Source organism: Paenarthrobacter sp. NPDC092416 (assembly GCF_044755025.1).
GTDB lineage: Bacteria > Actinomycetota > Actinomycetes > Actinomycetales > Micrococcaceae > Arthrobacter.
Window position 1 is genome coordinate 17576 of sequence record NZ_JBIVQG010000006.1, and the last position, 20588, is coordinate 38163.

The window sequence follows — 20588 nt, forward strand, 5'->3', positions numbered from 1 at the left end:
AGCTCCAGAATTTGTTAGCCAGACCACGTTAGTCAGACGAAGGCGTCTGTCATGAACCCAGAAAGTCTGCCATGAACACGAAGAAGAAATCCCACCCTGCGGATACCCTGCCGGCACGGCCCGAGGACAAGCGCCTCTCCATCGGGAGCACGTTCGCCTACGGCTTCCAGCACGTCCTCACCATGTACGGCGGCATCATCGCACCGCCGCTGATCATCGGCGCAGCTGCGGGCATGTCCTCGCAGGACATCGGCCTCCTCATTGCCGCCTGCTTGTTTGTCGGCGGTCTCGCCACCATCCTCCAGACGGTTGGCATCCCATTCTTCGGCTCGCAGTTGCCGTTGGTCCAGGGCGTTTCCTTTGCCGGTGTCTCCACCATGGTGGCAATCGTCCAAGGCGGCGGCGGGATCCAGGCGGTGTTCGGCTCGGTCATTGTGGCCTCGCTGATCGGCCTGGCCATCACTCCCCTGTTCTCGAAGATCATCAAATTCTTCCCACCCGTGGTGACCGGCACAGTCATCACCACCATTGGGCTGACCCTGATGCCCGTTGCCGCCAACTGGGCCATGGGCGGCAACGCGAAGGCCGGGAACTACGGCAGCATGGCCAACATCGGGCTGGCCGCAGCAACCATGGGTGTGGTCCTTCTCCTGAGCAAGGTTGGCAACGCCGCGATTTCCCGGCTCTCCATCCTGCTTGCCATGGTCATCGGCACCATCATTGCGTTTGTTGCCGGCATGGCGGACTTCTCCAAGGTTGGCCAGGGCGACATCGTTGCCTTCCCCACGCCCTTCGCCTTCGGCGCTCCGACCTTTGAAATCGCTGCCATCGTCTCCATGTTGATCGTCATCCTGGTGACCTTGACCGAGACCTCCGCCGACATCATCGCGGTGGGCGAAATCGTCGAAACCAAGGTGGACTCCCGCCGCATCGGTGACGGCCTCCGCGCCGACATGCTCTCGAGCGCCATCTCACCGCTTTTCAACTCCTTCACGCAGAGCGCCTTCGCACAGAACGTCGGACTCGTGGCCATTACAGGCATCAAGAGCCGCTTCGTGGTCAGCGCCGGCGGCCTCATCCTGGTGGTCCTCGGTCTCCTGCCGATCCTGGGCCGCGTTGTCGCAGCCGTTCCGACACCCGTCCTCGGTGGCGCCGGCGTCGTGCTCTTCGGAACGGTAGCAGCCAGCGGTATCCGCACCTTGGCCAAGGTCGAGTACAAGAACAACATGAACCTGATCATCGTGGCCGCTTCGATTGGCTTCGGCATGATCCCCATCGCGGCCCCGAAGTTCTACGACCAGTTCCCGTCCTGGTTCTCCACGATCTTCCATTCCGGCATCAGCTCCGCGGCAGTCATGGCGATCCTGCTGAACATCCTGTTCAACCACTTCAAGGCCGGCAACTCTGACAACCAGTCCGTCTTCGTTGCGGGCACGGACAGGATCGTCAGCGAGGAGGACATCAAGTGCCTGACTGAAGGCGATCGCTTCGAGAACGGCAAGCTGATCGACGCCGACGGCAAGGAAGTTCCGGTCAAGACGTCCACAGCGTCGGACCACTGACACTCTTCAGCAGTGACAGGCGGCAGTGTTTCCTTGGGGGACACTGCCGCCTTTTGTCGGCTCACGCAAACGTACGACGGCGGTACACACCGCCGGGCGACACTCGCCACCCGGCGGCAGTCACGGACCGCAAAGCCCGGGTTACTGCATTTGTAGCAACCCAGCTTGTAGGCTCACGGAATGACCGAGCTGCCCTGCTTCCGTTCACTCGCCCTGCGCGAGATCCCCCGTCCCGACTATGCGGATGTGTGCCTGGCCACCCTGCCCGAAGGTGCAGGCACGGATCCCACGGAATGGGCCCAGCGGTTGTTCTCCATGGAGTCAATGCCACGGTGGGTCGCAGGAGCAATGGGGCTGCGGCAGGCCCTGGTGCCCTTGATCGGCATCCCCAGGGCCCCGGAAGACACCTTCACTGTGAGCGAGCAGTCGGGCGAAGAGGCCCTGATCTTTGTCCGGGACAAGCACCTGGATTTTGCGGCCGCCGTCGGCGTGGATCCGGTGGGCCGGATCATTCGGGTGACCACCGCCGTCGTACTCAAAGGGTGGCGGGGGAAGCTGTACTTTGGCGTCGTGCGGCCGGTCCACCCCATTGTGGTGAACGCCATGCTGAAGCGGGCAACGCGCCCAAAAGCACCGCCGAAATGACAAAGACGCCCATGTTCTTGGAAAACGTGGGCGTCAAATGCCAACTCGGCGCGAGGGCGCGGAGGAAAGTGCTAGTTCTGGTTGAGCTCCGCGGAGATCGCGAGGGCGGCCTCGCGGAGCATGGGCACTGCGCGGTCACCAAAGTGGTTGTCCACGCGGGTGATGGGGCCGGAGACGGAGATCGCGGTAGGAGTAGGAGCGTTGGGCACCGCCATGGCGAAGCAGCGCACGCCAAGCTCCTGCTCTTCCTCATCGATGGAGTAGCCGCGTTCACGGATCAGCTTAAGGTCCGCCAGCAGGGATTCGATGTCGCCGATGCTCTTGGACGTGGGAGTGGGCATGCCGGTACGTGCCACAATGCCGCGGACTACGTCATCATCAAGCTGGGCAAGGATGGCCTTGCCCACGCCGGTATCGTGCGTGTGGGCGCGGCGGCCGACCTCGGTGAACATGCGCATGGAGTGCATGGACGGTACTTGGGCCACATAGATGACCATGTCGGAGTCGAGAACGGCCATGTTGGACGTCTCACCCAGGCGCTCCACGAGGGACTTCAGCTGCGGGCGGGCTACGGCGCCGAGCTGCTTGCTGGCACCTTCGCCGAGCCGGATGAGCCGGGGGCCCAGGGCGTAGCGACGGTTCGGCAGCTGGCGGATGTAGCCGAGGGACACCAGCGTGCGCAGCAGGCGGTGAATGGTGGGCAAGGGCAGGTCAGTGGATGACGAGAGCTCGCTGAGCGTGACATCCCCGCCCGCATCCGTGATCAGTTCCAACAGTTCGAAGACGCGCTCAACGGACTGCACGCCTCCGGAGGCTTTTTCAGCCATTCCCTTGTCTCCAATGACTCAGATTCCGACAACTCTTATCCGCATCGTGAAAAGAATTGCTTAGAACACCCAAGATACAGCACGCCAGCCAAGAGCGCGATGACACCGAACATGACCGACCGAGGGGTTGTGTTTCCACTTTGTAGATAATAATATCCATAATACGAAAACATTCAGTTTGGAACGGCGGCCCGGGAACGGGCCTAACAGGAGGAATTTCAATGGCGAATCCGAGCCCCGGAAACTCGATCACCCTGCGCGTCGCCGCACCGTCCAGCTTCACCGCTACGAGCGAGCTGGCTGCTGCCGTCGGCGCCGCGGGTGCCGCAATCACCGCGCTGGACGTCACGGAATCCCACCACGAGACGCTCGTTGTAGACGTCACGTGCAACACCACGGATGATGATCACGCTGCCCGCGTGAAGGATGCCCTGAACGCACTCGACGGCGTCACGGTCCAGCACGTTTCCGACCGCACCTTCCTGATGCACCTCGGCGGCAAGCTCGAAGTCGTCCCCAAAGTAGCCCTTCGCAACCGCGACGATCTGTCCCGCGCTTACACTCCCGGCGTCGCCCGCGTCTGCATGGCCATCGCAGAAGACCCCGCAGCTGCCCGCAACCTGACGGTCAAGCGCAACACCATCGCCGTGCTCACTGATGGTTCCGCCGTTCTGGGCCTCGGCAACATCGGCCCCGCCGCCGCGCTGCCCGTCATGGAAGGCAAGGCTGCGCTGTTCAAGCAGTTCGCCAACGTTGACGCCTGGCCGGTCTGCCTGGACACACAGGACACCGAAGAAATCATCATGATCGCCAAGGCCATGGCCCCCGTCTACGGTGGCATCAACCTCGAAGACATCGCCGCGCCGCGTTGCTTCGAGATCGAGAACCGCCTCCGCGAAGAACTCGACATCCCGGTCTTCCACGATGACCAGCACGGCACCGCCATCGTCACGCTCGCAGCCTTGGTCAACGCGCTCCGCGTCGTGGACAAGAAGCTCTCCGAGGTCAAGATCGTGGTTTCGGGCGTCGGCGCTGCCGGCTCCGCCATCATCCAGCTCCTCAAGGCCCAGGGTGCCCAGCACATCATCGCCGCCGGCCGCTCGGGCGCCATCCACGCCGGCGAGGTATACAACGACGAGCACCGCAGCTGGATCGCCGCGAACACCAACGAGGAAGGCTTCTCCGGAACCCTGCACGACGCCCTCACGGGAGCGGACGTCTTCATTGGTGTCAGCGCCCCGCATGTGATCGGCGAAGAGCAGGTTGCTTCGATGGCCGAGGACGCGATCGTCTTCGCCATGGCCAACCCGACGCCGGAAATCGACCCCGTGATCGCGTCCAAGCACGCAGCTGTGGTTGCTACCGGTCGCAGTGACTTCCCGAACCAGATCAACAACGTGCTGGCCTTCCCCGGCTTCTTCCGGGGCCTGCTGGACGCCGGAGCATCGGACATTACGCCGAACATGCTGGTGGCCGCGGCGGAGGCAATTGCCAACCGGGTGGCTGACGATGAGCTGAACGCGAGTTACATTATCCCCAGCGTCTTCGATCCCCATGTTGCCGCCGATGTGGCTAGTGCCGTAGCAGCAGCTGCGCACGCCAACGCCGCCAGCGCACTCTAGAAAAGGACACCGCCAAATGGCTATCACTGTCACTGATCCCCGGCCGATCGATCGCGCCGAGGAAATCCTCACCCCCAAGGCACTGGGGTTCATCGAAGAACTGCACAAGCGGTTCGCCGGCACCCGCGCCGAGCTGCTGGAGGCCCGCAAGGTCAAGCGCCAGCACGTTGCCGACACGAGTCGCCTGGACTTCCTCCCGGAGACCCAGGACATCCGCGACGGCGACTGGAAGGTCGCCGAGGCACCGGCAGCTTTGCAGGACCGCCGCGTTGAAATGACCGGCCCGGCAACGCCGGCCAAGATGGCCATCAACGCCCTGAACTCCGGCGCCAAGGTATGGCTCGCTGACCTCGAAGACGCCAGCACGCCTACGTGGCCCAATGTCATCGACGCGATCCTCAACCTCCGCGACGCCGCCCAGGGTACCCTGAGCTTCACCTCGCCCGAGGGCAAGGAATACAGCCTCCGCACCGACGCTCCGTTGGCCGTTGTGGTGGCCCGCCCGCGCGGCTGGCACATGGAAGAGCGGCACCTGCTGATCGACGGCGAACCCACCGTGGGTGCGCTGGTGGACTTCGGCCTGCACTTCTTCCACATCGCCAAGCAGCTGCTCCTGAACGGCCACGGTCCGTACTACTACCTGCCCAAGATGGAAAGCCACTTGGAAGCACGCCTCTGGAACGACGTCTTTGTCTTCGCCCAGGACTTCCTCGGCATCCCGCAGGGCAGCATCCGCGCCACGGTCCTCATCGAGACCATCCCCGCCGCATTCGAAATGGACGAGATCCTTTACGAACTGCGCCACCACGCATCGGGCCTGAACGCCGGCCGCTGGGACTACCTGTTCAGCATCATCAAGTACTTCCGTGATGCAGGCGAAGAATTTGTCCTCCCGGACCGCGCCACCGTGGCCATGACGGCGCCGTTCATGCGCGCCTACACCGAGCTCCTGGTCAAGACCTGCCACCAGCGCGGCGCCTTCGCCATGGGTGGCATGGCCGCCGTCATCCCCAACCGCAAGCAGCCGGACGTGACCGCAGCCGCCTTCGACAAGGTCCGCGCCGACAAGACCCGTGAGGCAAACGACGGCTTCGACGGCTCGTGGGTTGCCCACCCGGACCTCGTGTCCACGTGCCGCGAAGTGTTCGATTCCGTGCTGGGCGACCGTCCCAACCAGCTGGACAAGCAGCGCCCAGAGGTGAGCGTCACCGCTGAGCAGCTGATCGACGTCGCCTCGGCCGGTGGCACCGTCACCGAGGCCGGCCTGCGGCTGAACCTGTATGTCGCCGTCGCCTACACGGGTGTCTGGATCTCCGGCAGCGGCGCTGTGGCCATCCACAACCTCATGGAAGACGCCGCAACGGCGGAAATCTCCCGCTCGCAGGTGTGGCAGCAGATCCGCAACAAGTCGGTGCTCGCTGACACGGGCAACACCGTGACCCGCGAACTCGTCAGCCGGATCCTGGGCGAAGAGACCGAGCGCCTGCGCATCGAGTTCGGCGACGAGAACTTCAAGGCGTACTACGAGCCCGCATCCAAGCTGATCGAGGACATCTGCCTGTCCGACGATTACACGGACTTCCTCACCACCCCCGCCTACGAACTGGTGGGCTGAGATGGGCTCATTCTCCCCCGCTGATCTGGCTCGGATCGAGTCCCAGCTTGAGGCGACGGACCAACTCCTGGACCGTAACTACCCCGGCGACGACGGCTCCCGCCAACCCATCCACACCGTTTACATCCCGGCCGACCGCTTCACGCCTTCCATAGCGGCAGAGTGGGGCGCCCAGGCGCTCGCGACGGCGGAAGCTCACGGTGGTCTGGAAAAGCTCGGCCAGTTGCTGGGCCAGGAGCCTCACTTGGCAGCCGCTGTTGCCTCCCGTGTGGCGGCGAAACTCTCCTCTGAACCGATCGAGGACCTGCGCTTGGACTTCGAAGACGGCTATGGCGACCGGGGCGACGAGGCAGAAGACGCCGACGCCGTTGCTGCCGCCAAGGCTGTTGCCGCTGCGGTTGCGGCCGGGACAGCTCCGCCGTTCATCGGCATCCGCTTCAAATGCTTCGAAGCCCCCACCCGGGCCCGCGGACTGAAGACACTGGACCTGTTCGTGTCCACGTTGGCTGCTGCCGGGGAACTCCCTGCCGGACTGATCCTCACCCTGCCCAAGGTCACCACGGTGGCCCAGGTGCAGGCCATGGACTTCGCAGTGTCCCGCCTTGAGGAAGTCCATGGGCTTCCGGCTGGACGGCTCCGGTTTGAGGTCCAGGTGGAAACGCCGCAGCTCATTCTGGGCGCCGACGGAACGTCTCCCGTGGCACAACTCCCCCACGTGGTGCCGGGCCGCATCAGCGCCCTGCACTACGGGACCTACGATTACAGCGCCTCACTGGGAATCTCTGCGGAATACCAGTCCATGGAGCACCCCGTGGCCGACTTCGCCAAGGAAGTCATGCAGCTTGCGGTTGCCGGCACTGGTATTCGTCTCTCTGACGGTTCCACCAACATCATCCCCGTGGGCGACGCCGTTGAGGACGCCTGGAAGCTGCACGGCCGACTGGTCCGCCGCTCCCTGGAGAACGGCTATTACCAGGGCTGGGATCTGCACGCAGCCCAGCTGCCCAGCCGCTTCTCGGCGTCGTACGCTTTCTACCGCGAGGGCCTGCCCGCAGCGGCTCTCCGCCTCCGCAACTACGTGGAGCGTACCGAAGGCGGCGTTATGGACGAGCCTGCTACCGCCCGCGCCCTGGCTGGCTTCGTCCTCCGCGGCGTCCAGTGCGGCGCAGTGGGGACCGACGAGGTCAAGGCGCTTGCCGGCGTCGAACTTTCACAGCTGACTGCACTGGCGCACCCGCGGCTCGCGCAACCAACTTCGCACTGATAGGAGCATCTCGCATGGGCAAGTACTACTACCCGCAGGGCGGCCTGCCGCCGCAGACCCACCTGACCACGGAACGGGCGATCGTCACCGAGGCCTACACCGTGATCCCCAAGGGCGTCATGACGGACATCGTCACCAGCAACCTGCCGGGCTTCTCCAACACGCGCTCGTGGATCATCGCGCGGCCGATCTCCGGCTTCGCCACCACGTTCTCCCAGCTGATCGTCGAGATCGCACCGGGCGGCGGGGCTCCCAAGGCCGAGTTCGAGGCAGGCGTTGAAGGCGTCATCTTCGTCACCAAAGGCCAGGTGAACCTGACACTCGACGGCGAACTGCACCACCTTGAAGAGGGCGGCTACGCCTACCTTGCTGCCGGCGCGGAGTGGGGCCTGGAGAACGTCTCCGACGACATCGTCTCCTTCCACTGGATCCGCAAGGCCTACGAGCGCCTTGAAGGTTTCGAGGCCAAGTCCTTCGTCACCAACGAGAAGGACGTGGAGCCCACCTCCATGCCGGACACCGACGACGTCTGGAAGACCACGCGCTTCACGGACTCCAGCGACCTCGCCCACGACATGCAGGTCAACATCGTCACCTTCCAGCCCGGCGGTGTGATCCCCTTCCCGGAAACCCACGTCATGGAGCACGGCCTGTATGTGCTCGAAGGCAAGGCCATGTACTTGCTCAACAACGACTGGGTTGAGGTGGAAGCCGGCGACTTCATGTGGCTGCGTGCGTTCTGCCCGCAGGCCTGCTACGCCGGCGGCCCGGGCGAGTTCCGTTACCTGCTGTACAAGGACATGAACCGCCAGGTGAAGCTCACCTAGTCCTTGCTTCGCCGAGATCGCCGGAAGGCTGCCAGTTCGCTGGAGTTTTCCGGCGATTTCGTGCGTTTCCGGCGAACTCAGCGGCGGCGGCCCACGGCAACTGCGCGTCCGCACCCAACTAAGTCGCAGCAGAGCGCGTTATGAGCCCTCAAAACGCGCTCTGCTGCTACCTAGTTGGGCTTGCCCGGGGCGCCAGCGATTCTGTACGACTCTTGGAGGAGTTCGTCGAGCTCGTCGACGTCGATGTTTTCCAGCCGGATCAGCATCAGATTCGGGGATTGCTGGTGATGCGGCGTCCAGAAATAGGTGTCCGGTTCCATGGCTCCGAGCGCTTCGCGTTCATTGGTCTTGACCGTGACAACCCCGGCTTCCCAGATGCGGGCCATGAGGGTCTTGGCGAACCATGCGGGCTGCCCCCAACTGGATCGTTCGCTGACGCCGTGCATGTCCAGGCAGATTCTCCTGACGTCCTCTTCGGTGGCCATGGCTCACTGTGGCACTGGCCCCAAGTAACTGGCAATAGTGGTTGTTCTGAGAGGGCGTTGAGCAACCACTAATACGAGCTACTTGGGTGGAGCCGGGCTACTTGCCCATCCCCATGGTGAGGCCCTCCGTTAGTCGACGTCCCAGCCATACGTAAATGACCAGCATCGGCAGGACCACAATGACCAGCCCGGCAAAGAGTCCGCCCCAATCGGCTCCCGAGTAGGTCTGCTGCTGCACGAACGAGATCAGGGCCACCGGCAGCGTGTACTTCTCGGTGGATTGCAGGAGTGTCAGCGCCAGCAGCGTTTCGTTCCAGTGCGAGATGACCTGAAGGATGAAAGCCGTCAGGATGCCTCCCTTCGCCAACGGCAACGTGATGCGCCAGAACGTACCGAACGCCGTGGTCCCATCCAAGGCGGCCGCCTCCTCCATCTCCAGGGGAAGGGAACGGAAAAACGCGGTCAACAGAAAGACGGTGAATGGCATGGAAATCCCTATGTATACGAGGTTCAGGCCAATGATGCTGTCCGTCAGGTAAACCTTGTTGAGCATCACGAACAGCGGAATCAGGATGACCTGCGCAGGGATGCCTAGCCCCAGGATGAAATACAGGCTCAACCCTTGGGTCAACCTGTTCTCCACGCGGCTTAAGTAGTACGAGCACGGCGCGGCGATGGCCACGGTCAGGACCGAGGAGACCACCGTGGTCAACAGGCTGTTCCACGTTGCGACGGCGAAATCGCCTACAGTCCACGCCCGGACAAAGTTCCCAAAATCCAAGGACGTCGGAACGCCCCACGGATCGTCCAGGATGGCACGCGTATCCCGGAAAGCCTGAGCCACCATCCACCCCAGCGCAGCGATGCTGATGACGACCACCAACCAGAGCAGCCCGACGCCGATACCCCGAACGATGCTCCGTTCGCCGCGCAAGGCTGGACTGGTTCCACGCCCGGCCCGCCGCCGTCGAAGGCTGTCAGGTGCAAGGAGTTTGTATTCGCTCATGATTCTTCCTTTGGAATTCGACGACTAGAACTCGACGGCGTCGCGGCGCATCGCGCGTCGCAGCAAGACAACCAGGACGGAAATCAGGGCCAGGGACAGTACCGCGGAGGCGGTCGCTGCGCCGTAGGCCGGTGTGGATTGGCCCGAGAAGGCGTTCACATACGTGTACACGGCAGCCGTCCAGCTCTGTGTTGGCGGCACTCCTGCCCCGCTGCTTCCGCCGAAGACCCAGACGATCTCAAAAATCTTGACGGAGGAGATGGTCCACAACACCGCACAGGTGCCAAAGACATCCCAAGTGAGGGGCAGGATGACATAGCGCAGCCTCTGAAAAGCTGAAGCTCCGGCCAGTGCGCAGTCCTCGTAGTAGTAAGCCGGAATACGGTCGACGCCGGCCATCAGGATGGTTGTGAAGTAACCGGTGGTGGTGCAGACCAGGGTGACCATGATGAGCGGGAAGATGTTGTCCTGGGCCAGCCACTTGGGCGGGTCGGTGACTCCAAAGGGTGCGAGGAGGCTGTTGACGATTCCACCCGGATTGAACACGAAGCCTGCCAGTACGCCGAAGACCAAGGCGTTGACGAGGTGGGGAAAGAAGATCACATTGCGTGCGATCTTCTTTCCGGCCATGTCCCGGAGCACCAACGTCATGGCAAAGGCCAAGACGAAAATCGCGGTCCCCACTACGAACAACAACAGCAGGGTATTACCGAAGGACGACAGGAACAGGGGGTCCCGGAAGATCCTGCCGTAGTTGTCCAGTCCCACAAACTTCATGGGGCCCGAGCCCGCCCACTTATGGAGGCTGATCCATACAGCGCCCAGGGCGGGGACGATGAAGAGCACGGTATAGAGGACAAATGCCGGACCAACGAAGGGCAGCAACAACTTCTTCCGCTGCTCGTCGATGGAACTCCCCCGCGGACGGCTGCCGTTTGGGGACTGCCGTGGAGTCACCAGCTTCCGGGAAGCCTCACGTTGGGTTGCCGCATCGCTTCTCCGGCTCTCCTTCAGGCCGAGGGTCATTAGCCGTTGTCCTTCCAGTACTGGATTTGGGCGGCCTTCATCTTCGCGACGAACCCGGCTGCGGAGGTCTTCCCGAGGAACAGTTCGTCGTCCTTGGGAAAGAAGACCTTCTCCATGTAGCCGGGGAACGTCACGCCGTCGTTCTGCAGGTGGGTTGCCGGGGCTGCGTCGATGGCAGCCTTGACGGACTCGACGGCGGGCGCAACCGGTGCGTCCGGCCGTACCGGCAGCACTTTGGCTTCCGTTCCCAGCGCATTCTGGTACTTGGAGCTCAGCAGGTACGCGGCAAGCCGTTGCGCAGGCAACTGGTTCTTCGACTTGGCAGGCACGGCAAATCCGATGAAGTCCACGCGAGCACTTGCCGGTTTGGAGTCAATCGATGGGAATTGGAAGGACGAGTATTCAAAACCTGGGGCCGCATACGTTCCCGTCTCGGTGGGCGTCCAGGAACCGTTGAGGATAAGCGCGGCATCCCCATTCGCCCACAGCTGCTGCTGTGCCGGGAACTTGCTTGCGTTGTAGCCCGTGTTCAAGTAACCACCCTTGACCAGGGTCTCCACCTTTTGGGCTGCCTCGAGTACTGCGGGATCATCCCAACCAGCGCCGGACTTATCCTCCACCAGCGCTTTGAAACTGCCCGCTCCCTTCAGCCGCAGCATCGTGGTCACGAACCACGTGGAGTTGTAGCCGGCAATGTCGCCGTCAGCTGCGATGGGGGCACTTCCGCTGGCCTTGAGTCTGTCCAGCACCTCAATGAATTCGTCCCAGCTTGCAGGCGGCTTCGCCTTGAGCTCAGGGTGCTTTGCGGCGTTGAACCAGATGCCGTCCGAGCTGATGCTGTAGGGCACCATCCACGGCTGTCCGTCCTCTCCATTGAACACGCCGTTGCTGGTGAACTTCTCCGGGATCAGCGAACTGACGGCTTTGCCATCAACCTGGTAGGAGTAAACGGACGTGAGCGGGCTCGCCTGGCCAGTATCGCCGATGACGGGAGCCAGTTTGGCGTAGGTTCCGTCCACGAGGTCCGGCACATTGTTGGTATTCAACGCAGGAACAAGCTTTTCGGAGTTGCTTCGTCCCTGCCATTGAACGCTGACCGTTGCGCCAGTCTCTTTTTCAAAGTCTGCGATGGCCGCGGCAATGACTTTCTGCTGGGGCTCACCGTCCTTCCACATTGACCAGTAGTTGATGGTCTGGCCCGAGATGGAGCCGGAAATGTCGATGGCCTCAGCTGCCGTAGAGGCTTCGGTGGCTCCGCCGCAGGCGGCCGTGGACATGGCAAGCGCTGCACCAAGGAGAACGGCCAGCGGGCGAAGATGACGGGCTGTTTTGCCCATGGGGATCACCTTTCAAGTGAGGGGAACCAGCCTGAAGCGGTTCGGTTTAGACGACTCTCACAGCCCCGGAAAGCAGGATTCAATGAGTATTTTCGAAACTTTCTCCAGCGCGCCTTGATGACGCGCCTTTGCCCGGGAAAACAGTGGGAATTGCCTTGGATTAGGCATTTATTCCTCCCTTTTGGCTCCCCAACAATCAAGGTGATCTGCGCGGGCAGACCGATTTCCCGGCGTCCGCGCTTCGGCTCCGAGCTAAAGAGGGAAATTGATACGACTTGGAATCATTGGGGCGGGCGCCGTGGCACACTTCCACGCGGCATCTGCCGGGCGGATCAGTAACGTGGAGTTGGCCGCCGTCTGCGACCTCCAACCTGAAGCTGCCGAAAAAGTGGCAAGGCCTTGGGGCGCCCGAACCTACGGGGACTACTTGGAAATGTTCCGCGGGGCCAGCCTGGACGCGGTGATCATCAATACTCCCCATGCCCTGCATCTGGACATGGTGTTGGCCGCCGCAAGGCACGGCCTTCATGTGCTCGTGGAAAAACCCATGGCAACCAGCGTGGCCGATTGCGACCGAATGATCAGTGCGTGCCAAGAGTCCGGAGTGAAGATGGTGATCGGACAAATCCAACACTTCCTGCCGGAAAAGCTGGCGGTCGAGGAATTGCTGGCCAGTGGCGAGCTGGGCCACGTCCTCATGATCCGGGACTACCGGACCACCGACTACCGCCCAGGGACCCGGCCCGAGTGGTTCTTCAGCAAGGGCATGGCGGGCGGTGGCGCACTCATGAATATCGGCGGCCATTGCCTGGACCGATCAATCTGGTTCGGCGGAGCCCCGGTTGAATCAGTGAGTTGTTCGACCCTCAACCGCTTTGGTGTTCCTGTGGAGACGGATGGGTCCATCTCGCTGACGCTGCGGAACGGGGTCAACGTCATGATCAGCGTGGTCTCCGATGCAGCCCAGCGGACGGACGAAGTACTCATCATTTGCGAGCACGGGACGATCTTGTGCGGACCGCTCAAGGGGACCTTGGTACGCCGGAACGGTCTCACCAGCACGGTTTGGGAACCGCGACCCGAGGACATCCAGGAAGGCTTCTTCCTGCAGTTGCAGGATTTCATCAAAGTGCTCGACGGCGGGACTCCGAAAGTCAGCGTGGGCCACGCCCGGCACATCGTTGAGGTTGTCCTCGCGGCGTACGAGTCAGCCGAATCCGGAATGCCCGTGGTGCTTGAGCCGACCGCACTGCACAGCCTTGACGCAGCGCGGACACTGAGCGAAGTCCCCTAGGAGCGCGGACCGGCTGCAGCCGTGCCATCCCAATTGGGCGGAGTGAAGGCGCCCAAGGGATCCGCGAGCACGGGTGCAGTCTGGCCCGCCCCAGCGACCGGTAGCCAGCTGCCGTCATGGCCCGGGACTGCGTAGCGCTGGAACCACCCCTGCAACTGCGTCCGGAGCCGCGCTACCTGATCCGCTTGCGCAGGGTGGTCGGCCAGATTAGTCCGCTCATCCGGGTCGGCGACCAGGTCATAGAGTTCGTGCGGACCGTGCGGGTAGCGGTGCACGTACTTCCACTCGGCGCTGCGGATCATTCGGACCGGGCCGTATTCATCGAAGACCACAACGGCCCGCTTCGATGCACCGGCCAGGCGAGCGTCGTCGTCGGGGTCGCCAGAGGTGACGTCCGCCCCTCCTGTCACCAGGGACGGGACCGCAACGGTACGCAGCAATTCCGCGAACGATTGCCCGGGCCCGGCCTCGAAACCCGTGGCATCGAGCCCGGCCAGTTCCAGCACAGTGGGCGCCACGTCGTATGCGGACAACAGCTCTGTCCGGACGGCCCCTTCCTGGATTCGGCCGGGCAGGGCGAAGATCGCCGGGACCTTGACGGAAGAGTCGTAGAGGTTCTGCGGGAAAGTGCCGTTGCCCTTGCCCCATACACCGTGATGGCCGCAGTTGAAGCCGTTGTCACTGCTGAAGATCACCAGCGTGTTGTCCCGAATTCCCAGCGCCACCAATCGGTGCAGGATGTCACCAATTGCGGCGTCCATCGCACTGATGGAAGCAAAGTACCCCACCAGGGCGGCGCGGACATCCGCTTCGCCGCCGATCGGAACGCCGTCCACCGTGGGAGTCCACGGGTGCATCGGTTCCTGTGGGCAGCTGGCGAACTCGCAATCCTTGTACAGGGCCTCGAATTCGGCAGGGTGCTGGCCCTTCCAGGGTTTGTGCGGCGCCGTGTAATTGACTGCGAGGAAGAACGGCTCCGCTGCGCGTGCGGCGTCCGTGACGAACTCCAGGGCGTCCCGGGTGATGGCGTCCGTGATGTATTCGGTGACCATTTCACGCTGGCTGCCTCCGGCCACAGACCTGTGCATCACGGATTGGTCATACTGACTGCCGCCGCCTTCCAAGGCATACCAATGGCTGAAGCCCAGGCGCGGAACATCGTTGGCCCCAAGGTGCCATTTACCGGACAAGCCCAGCCTGTATCCGGCGTCGGCAAGGTCATCAGTGAAGAGTCGCTGGCCGTCCAGGAAGTCGACGGCTCCCGAGCCCGTCTCAACGCCCCACAAGTAGTCGTGCACTCCGTGCCGCGATGGGATGTTTCCTGTCATCAGGCTGGCCCGGGCGGGCGAACAGACGGGCGAGACGCAGAAGAAGTTCTCCAGTCGCGTGCCGCGGGCAGCGAGGGCATCGAGGTTGGGCGTGTGGATTTCCTGGTTTCCCGTGCAGCCAAGGGCCCAGGCCCCTTGGTCGTCGCTCAGAATGAAGAGGATGTTCGGCTTCTTGTTGGTCACAGCCCATTCCTATGTGGCGCCGAGGCAAGGATTCAAGATGCATTTCCCCAACGCTCACGAAACAACTGCCTCACGCCGAAATTACACCCTAAAAACTATCTAACGAGTGATGCATGATGGGAGGAAAACGTCCTCAGAGAAGTGGAACCCGATCATGCCAAGGAAGACATCGGAACCCGTTCCGACGGAGCCCGCAGGTGCCAGCATCCGAGATACAGCAAAGGCAAACCTGAAGTTCCAGAACCTCAGCGACGACCTCCGCAGGGGCATTCTCGCGGGAACGTGGGCCGTGGGCACCAAACTGCCCACCGAGCAGCAGCTCTCCCTCGAAACCGGGCTCTCGCTCACCACAGTCCGCCGGGCGTTCGAGGACCTTGTCAGCAAGGGGCTGGTAGTGCGGCGGCAGGGCGCCGGCAGCTTCGTGGCCGCACCCCAACGCCTGCAGAAGCGCTCCCGATTCGTCATCGGAGTCCTGCTGCCGGACACGCAGTTGTATTATCCGCGTGTCTTGCAGGGCATCGAGGAACACCTGTCCGCCCGGGGCGCGAGCCTGCAGTTGTCCACCTACCACTACGACTTCACCCGGGAGAACGCCAGCATCCAGTTTCTCCTGGATGCCGGCGTCGACGGGCTCATCCTGGTGCCCACGCTGACTGGACTGGATGACCCCCAACAGCGTGTTGCGGAGCTGATGGCGCTACCCGTGCCTGTAGTCCTGCTGGAGCGGAGCCTGGATGATCTGGGGCCAGGAGACCGTACCGAGCACGTTTGTTCGGATCACCAGGGCGGAGCGTACGACGCCGTGATGCACCTTCACCGCTTGGGTCACCGAAAGATTGGGCTTCTGACCCGCGCGAACCTCGCCGCACGCAGCAGCAATCCCACCCAGGCCGCCGTCATCGCCGGCTATACGAGCGCCATCAAGGCGCTCGGATTGGAATCCGATGCTAAACACCCCTTGGCATTCAGCGCCACCAAACCTGAGTGGGAAGTCGACCAAGCCGAGCATATGTTCGAGCTGCTGGCGGGAAGCGGCGCCACGGCCGCGTTGGTTTTCGGCGACAGGGAGGCTGCCCTGTTGGAAGGCGCCGCAGCCAGGCAAGGGATCCGGGTTCCTCAGGACTTGGCATTGGTTTCCTACGACGACGAGATGGCCGATCTCGCCCAGATCCCGCTTACAGCTGTCTCCCCTGCGAAGCACAGGCTTGGCGTCATGGCGGCTGATGTCCTGTTGCGTCGACTGACCGAAGGCGATGCCTGCCCGCTCTACCAGATCCGGCTCAGGCCGCGCATCGTGGTGCGCGACTCCTGCGGAGCGAAGCTGGTCAAGAATCTCTAGCCCGTTGCAGGGCCTGCTCTGCGTTCCATAGTCGCCACATGGCACGAAGAGCAGGCCCCACAAGGGGAACTTAGCGCCCTAGCTTGAACGTCTGCGTTCCGCCGCCAAGCCCAGCCGTATCCAGGGTAAGCGTGGAACGGCCTGCGGCATCAGCACCGAGAGTCGCCCTGGAGCCCTCCAACACAGTCAGCCACGTACCTTCCGGCAGCGTCAACGTAAGGCTTGCTGCTTTCTGGGTGGGTTCGCTGACCGCCAGGCCCAGGACATCCCCGTGCCTGGAGTAGACCACGCAGGCGGGTCCCGACGAGCCAAGATCCCCCGCAGTTCCGGGCTTCCAGAAGGTGGCTGCCGTGATCTCCTCGTTCTTGAAATGCACGGACTGCGCCGTGGCATCGTTGCGGATTACAGCGTGCTCGTTTCCCTTTGCCAGCTTCCGGGTCTGGTCCACAGACGCCCCCGGAGCCACCACATAGGCGTAGCTGCCCTGCGCCGCCCCGGCTCCGTGGTCTACGAAGAGCGTTGCGTAATTGCGCTGATGCACCGTTGCACTGCCGTTGATGTTCACCGCGGACCAACTACCCGAGCGGGTCTCGCGGAGAACCGTGAGCGGTGAGGCATCAAGGACGGCGTAGCCGCCGAACCCTTCCAGATGAACCCAGCGCTCATCGCTCAGCACCTCAGCGCTGCCGGCCGATGCAGCGATGGTGCCTGACGCCGTCGTGAGTTTGTTGTTGCCTTTGTGGAGGTTGCGATGGTCCACGATGCTTTCAACGCGGGCGCCGCTCTTGGTTGTGATATCGGCACCAAGGCAAACGGCTACGCCCGTGCTCACGAACCACGACTTCCTGGCAGACAGTCCGGTACCGCCGGGACCCACCAGGTGCTGCCCGACGGCGGCCACCTCGCCCAGCGCTGTGGAGCCAGTCCACTCGTTCGCGGGGACAGCTGCTCCCCACTCGCCCTCAACTTTGTCGGGCAAGGGTGTGGTGTCCACGGTGGTGCCGGGCAGACGGTTGTAATTTGTGGTGGCCCAGAAAGCGTCATCGTATTGGCCAAGGTCAGAGGTGTAGAAGTACGTCATACCTGAACCGGTGTGATAGCCCCGGTTGTTTTCACCGTTCCCGCACTCGTACCAGGCGATGCGGTTGCTGGCCATGGACAGGGACAAGGCCCAGCCGCTCCCCCTGTGCATGGTGCGGTCCATCGCCGGGAAAAGCCTGTGACCGGCGACCTCGGCCACAGGCGCAACGCCACTGGATTGCAGCTCTTTCACCAAGGCCGTCCGGGGCACGCTGGCTCCGGAGAGGATGGGGCGGTAGGTGTTGCGCGTGATCCACCCTGCGCACAGGCCTCGCCAGCTCTTGGCCGTGGCGGGATCCATGGCACGGGCAAGGAGCAGGATGGCTTCGATGGCGGAGGCCGCGAGGTCGTAGCCGGTGTTGGCCTCCCGGCTGATGCTCCTGCCACGGACGGAATCCGCCACGGCGCCGTTAATGATGAGCGGCGCGAACGAGCCCTCCACTGCATCGAAGAAAATGCTCCGGGATGGATCGGAGACCTCGAACGCCGTCCCGCCAAGGAGCGCGAAAAGCTTGGACAGCCCGGTGAGAAGCACTACTCCATAGGAACCCGTGTATGGCGTTGTGCTGTGCTGGATGAAGGAACCATCCCGGAAGAATCCGTCTCCACTGGTGACGTACTGCCACACTTGGCTGAGCCCCTCGATTGCGTGCTGAAGCTTCGCGGAATCCTCCCCCGCCAACGAGCGGATGATGATGCCCTGGCAAAGGTCCACGCGGTTGGCACCAACAGAGGTGATCTTGCCGCGTTTGGGTGGGAACTGCAGCCACGGATCGGGAACGAAGTGGTCGATTGCAGCGCAGTAGGCCTGAATCTCAGCGGCGGACAGCTCAGCGTGAAGCAGGACCATGGCATCAGCCAAGGCCCTGGGCACACCGATCTCCCAAGACCACCAGTTCCCGACTTCTTCCTTGGCGTCGTTGTAGCAAAGTGCGTTCGCATCGGCCAGGCCCGCTTTGATGTCCGCCAGCACGGCGGCGTCCCCGAACACCGCCGCCGTAGGAGTGGCCCAGGCGGTGGCGAGCTGGGACAGGCGCGTATAGGTGGTGACCATCTCTGCGTCCTTGGCGAACGACAAATCCGTGAACACTGAGGTTCGGCCCGGGGTCCTGTTGAGCTTGGCAAGGGAGGCTGCGGCTTTGTTGTTCAATGCGGCGATGGCAGTGGCAAAGTCTGAATCCCCCGCCTGGATGACGGTACGGCCGGTGATCTGGTCCACCCAACGGTTCCGCAACGCTGCGAACTCCGCTGCACCCGGCTCTTCGGACGCCCAGGAGTTTTGGGCGAACATCGAGCTGACCACGGCCGCAAGGGACAATGCACCGGCACCCTGAAGCAGGGTTCGGCGTGGGAATTGAAGTGACAAGGAGCTGCTCCTAACACTCGTGGCTGGACATGGTCCGGCGCCTTTCGCCGGGTCCTCCACTGGCTTGCGTTGAAGTCAACGCGAGGCGGAAGGGAGGAATAAAGCAGTACCTCGCAGGGGATGTCGGGGCCCTTGGGTAGAGTGCAAGCCATGGATGACAAAGCGACGTTGCTCAGTTATTTGCGGCTCCGGAGGGCGGACCTTCTCGGCAAGGTGGAGAACCTCAGTGAGTACGATGCCCGGCGGCCAATGACTCCCACGGGGACCAACCTGTTGGGGCTCGTGAAGCATGTGGCCAGCGTGGAGTTGGGGTATTTCGGGGAGACGTTCGGGCGTCCGAGCGGCCTCGATTTGCCGTGGTTGGCGGAGAGCGCCGAACCGGATTCCGACATGTGGGTGCCGGTCACTGAGACCCGCGAACAAATCCTGGAATTGCACTACTTCTCTGCCAAGCACAGCGATGAGACCATCGAGTCCCTCCCCTTGGACGCCCCGGGCGTGGTGCCATGGTGGTCGGGGGAAAAACGGAACGTGACGCTCCACCAGATCCTGGTGCACATGTGCGTGGAGACGGCGCGGCATGCCGGGCACGCGGACATCATCCGGGAACTCATCGACGGCTCCGCGGGCCAACGACCCGGCGATCCCAACATACCGGCGCGCAATTCGGAGGAATGGGCAGCGCACCGGTACCGCATCGAGGAAGCCGCGCGGGAGGCGGATCTCACCTACTGAGCCGAACCTTCACAGCCTATGCATATGTGGAGCAAACCTCCGGCGTAGCCTGCCTCCGTAGAAATGAGGCATGACTCCTCAACAGACTGAACACCGTAAAGGCCGCCGGACCCGGCGCGTCGTCGTCTCCGCCGTTCTGGCGGTCACTCTCTCTGCAGGAGGCGCCGCGGCCTGGGCACTGGACCGCTTCGTCGTGCCGCACGCACAGATCACCAACGTCTCCGAATACGAAGCCAGCCAAACAGGCACCATAAACACGGGCACGACGACGGACGGCACGTCCGCGAGCGCCGCGGTCACAGATACCTCCTACACGTCCGGCGACACCGGAGTCACCATCTCCACGGTGACCACGGGCAGCGGTGACGACACCGTCACGTACTACGTTGCCGACGTCGTGCTTGATGACGCCACCACGCTGAAGTCGGCGTTTGCCGAGGACACTTACGGCGAGAACATCACGGAGACCACGTCCGCGATCGCCGAAGACCACAACGCAATCTTCGCCATCAACGGCGACTACTACGGTTTCCGGGATACGGGCATCGTGATCCGCAACGGCGTGGTGTACCGCGACGAAGGGGCGCGGCAGGGCTTGGCATTCTACAAAGACGGCACGGTCAAGGTGTATGACGAGACCAGCACCACCGCTGACCAGCTCGTCGCGGACGGGGTCTGGAACACGCTCTCGTTCGGGCCTTCCTTGCTGGACAACGGCGAGATCGCGTCAGGCATCGAGGACGTTGAAGTCGATACGAACTTCGGCAACCACTCCATCCAAGGCGAGCAGCCGCGCACCGCCGTGGGTGTCATTGACGAGAACCACCTCGTGTTCGTTGTGGTGGACGGCCGCAGCCCGGGCTACTCCGCCGGTGTCACCATGACCGGACTCGCGCAGATCATGAAGGACCTCGGCGCCACCACCGCGTACAACATCGACGGCGGCGGCTCCTCCACCATGTACTTCAACGGCTCACTGGTGAACAATCCGCTCGGCGAAAACAAAGAGCGCGGCACCTCCGACATCCTCTACATCGCCCAGTAGCC

General features: G+C 62.9%; 17 protein-coding genes. 10 read left to right on the forward strand and 7 right to left on the reverse strand.

What is annotated here, in order from left to right; genetic code table 11:
* Nucleotides 1–71 precede the first annotated feature (71 nt).
* Nucleotides 72–1562, forward strand: a complete 1491-nt coding sequence (locus ACIQC5_RS12540) for a nucleobase:cation symporter-2 family protein (protein ID WP_400282484.1) — start codon at nt 72–74, stop codon at nt 1560–1562.
* A gap of 180 nt (nt 1563–1742) precedes the next feature.
* Complete coding sequence (locus ACIQC5_RS12545; RefSeq protein WP_400282487.1) at nt 1743–2207, forward strand: DUF2867 domain-containing protein; 465 nt, start codon at nt 1743–1745, stop codon at nt 2205–2207.
* Between the two features lie 71 nt (nt 2208–2278).
* On the opposite strand, the gene ACIQC5_RS12550 is transcribed toward ACIQC5_RS12545, so the two are convergent.
* Complete coding sequence (locus ACIQC5_RS12550) at nt 2279–3034, reverse strand: IclR family transcriptional regulator (RefSeq protein ID WP_400282490.1); 756 nt, start codon at nt 3032–3034, stop codon at nt 2279–2281.
* 221 nt (nt 3035–3255) lie between these two features.
* Between ACIQC5_RS12550 and ACIQC5_RS12555 the strand changes: the two genes are divergently transcribed.
* The 4 genes from ACIQC5_RS12555 to ACIQC5_RS12570 are packed head-to-tail and all read left to right on the forward strand — an operon-like array spanning nt 3256 to nt 8362.
* On the forward strand, nt 3256–4656 hold the full coding sequence (locus ACIQC5_RS12555) for an NAD-dependent malic enzyme (protein WP_400282493.1): 1401 nt from the start codon (nt 3256–3258) through the stop codon (nt 4654–4656).
* 16 nt (nt 4657–4672) lie between these two features.
* Nucleotides 4673–6271, forward strand: a complete 1599-nt coding sequence (gene aceB / locus ACIQC5_RS12560; RefSeq protein ID WP_400282495.1) for a malate synthase A — start codon at nt 4673–4675, stop codon at nt 6269–6271.
* Between the two features lies 1 nt (nt 6272).
* Entirely contained in the window at nt 6273–7535 is a 1263-nt protein-coding gene (locus tag ACIQC5_RS12565) for a DUF6986 family protein (protein ID WP_400282498.1), read from the forward strand.
* Between the two features lie 14 nt (nt 7536–7549).
* Complete coding sequence (locus ACIQC5_RS12570; protein ID WP_400282501.1) at nt 7550–8362, forward strand: bifunctional allantoicase/(S)-ureidoglycine aminohydrolase; 813 nt, start codon at nt 7550–7552, stop codon at nt 8360–8362.
* 170 nt (nt 8363–8532) lie between these two features.
* On the opposite strand, the gene ACIQC5_RS12575 is transcribed toward ACIQC5_RS12570, so the two are convergent.
* From ACIQC5_RS12575 to ACIQC5_RS12590, 4 genes are all read right to left on the reverse strand, one after another.
* Complete coding sequence (locus ACIQC5_RS12575) at nt 8533–8847, reverse strand: MmcQ/YjbR family DNA-binding protein (protein ID WP_400282504.1); 315 nt, start codon at nt 8845–8847, stop codon at nt 8533–8535.
* Between the two features lie 97 nt (nt 8848–8944).
* Nucleotides 8945–9853: a carbohydrate ABC transporter permease gene (locus ACIQC5_RS12580; protein ID WP_400282506.1), complete on the reverse strand. Its 909-nt coding sequence runs from the start codon at nt 9851–9853 to the stop codon at nt 8945–8947.
* 24 nt (nt 9854–9877) lie between these two features.
* On the reverse strand, nt 9878–10879 hold the full coding sequence (locus ACIQC5_RS12585; protein ID WP_400282508.1) for a carbohydrate ABC transporter permease: 1002 nt from the start codon (nt 10877–10879) through the stop codon (nt 9878–9880).
* The gene (locus ACIQC5_RS12590; protein WP_400282510.1) at nt 10879–12216 is read right to left on the reverse strand and encodes an ABC transporter substrate-binding protein; all 1338 of its coding nucleotides are present in this window, start codon (nt 12214–12216) and stop codon (nt 10879–10881) included. Before ACIQC5_RS12590 ends, ACIQC5_RS12585 begins: the two co-directional genes overlap by 1 nt.
* Before the next feature lie 265 nt (nt 12217–12481).
* Between ACIQC5_RS12590 and ACIQC5_RS12595 the strand changes: the two genes are divergently transcribed.
* Nucleotides 12482–13510, forward strand: a complete 1029-nt coding sequence (locus ACIQC5_RS12595) for a Gfo/Idh/MocA family protein (protein ID WP_400282512.1) — start codon at nt 12482–12484, stop codon at nt 13508–13510.
* Here the strand turns inward: ACIQC5_RS12595 and ACIQC5_RS12600 are convergent.
* A complete protein-coding gene (locus ACIQC5_RS12600) occupies nt 13507–15021 on the reverse strand; it encodes a sulfatase-like hydrolase/transferase (protein WP_400282514.1) in 1515 nt (504 codons plus the stop codon). The two genes, ACIQC5_RS12595 and ACIQC5_RS12600, sit on opposite strands and share 4 nt — an antisense overlap.
* A gap of 154 nt (nt 15022–15175) precedes the next feature.
* Between ACIQC5_RS12600 and ACIQC5_RS12605 the strand changes: the two genes are divergently transcribed.
* Nucleotides 15176–16360 carry a substrate-binding domain-containing protein gene (locus ACIQC5_RS12605; protein WP_400282517.1) on the forward strand — a complete coding sequence of 395 codons (1185 nt, stop codon included), beginning with the start codon at nt 15176–15178 and terminating at the stop codon, nt 16358–16360.
* Nucleotides 16361–16430: 70 nt separating this feature from the next.
* Here ACIQC5_RS12605 and ACIQC5_RS12610 read toward each other — a convergent pair whose 3' ends face one another.
* Nucleotides 16431–18806, reverse strand: a complete 2376-nt coding sequence (locus ACIQC5_RS12610) for a polysaccharide lyase 8 family protein (RefSeq protein ID WP_400282520.1) — start codon at nt 18804–18806, stop codon at nt 16431–16433.
* A 150-nt stretch (nt 18807–18956) separates the two neighbouring features.
* Between ACIQC5_RS12610 and ACIQC5_RS12615 the strand changes: the two genes are divergently transcribed.
* A complete protein-coding gene (locus tag ACIQC5_RS12615) occupies nt 18957–19541 on the forward strand; it encodes a DinB family protein (protein ID WP_400282522.1) in 585 nt (194 codons plus the stop codon).
* Between the two features lie 70 nt (nt 19542–19611).
* Nucleotides 19612–20586, forward strand: a complete 975-nt coding sequence (locus ACIQC5_RS12620; RefSeq protein ID WP_400282524.1) for a phosphodiester glycosidase family protein — start codon at nt 19612–19614, stop codon at nt 20584–20586.
* Nucleotides 20587–20588: the final 2 nt, after the last annotated feature.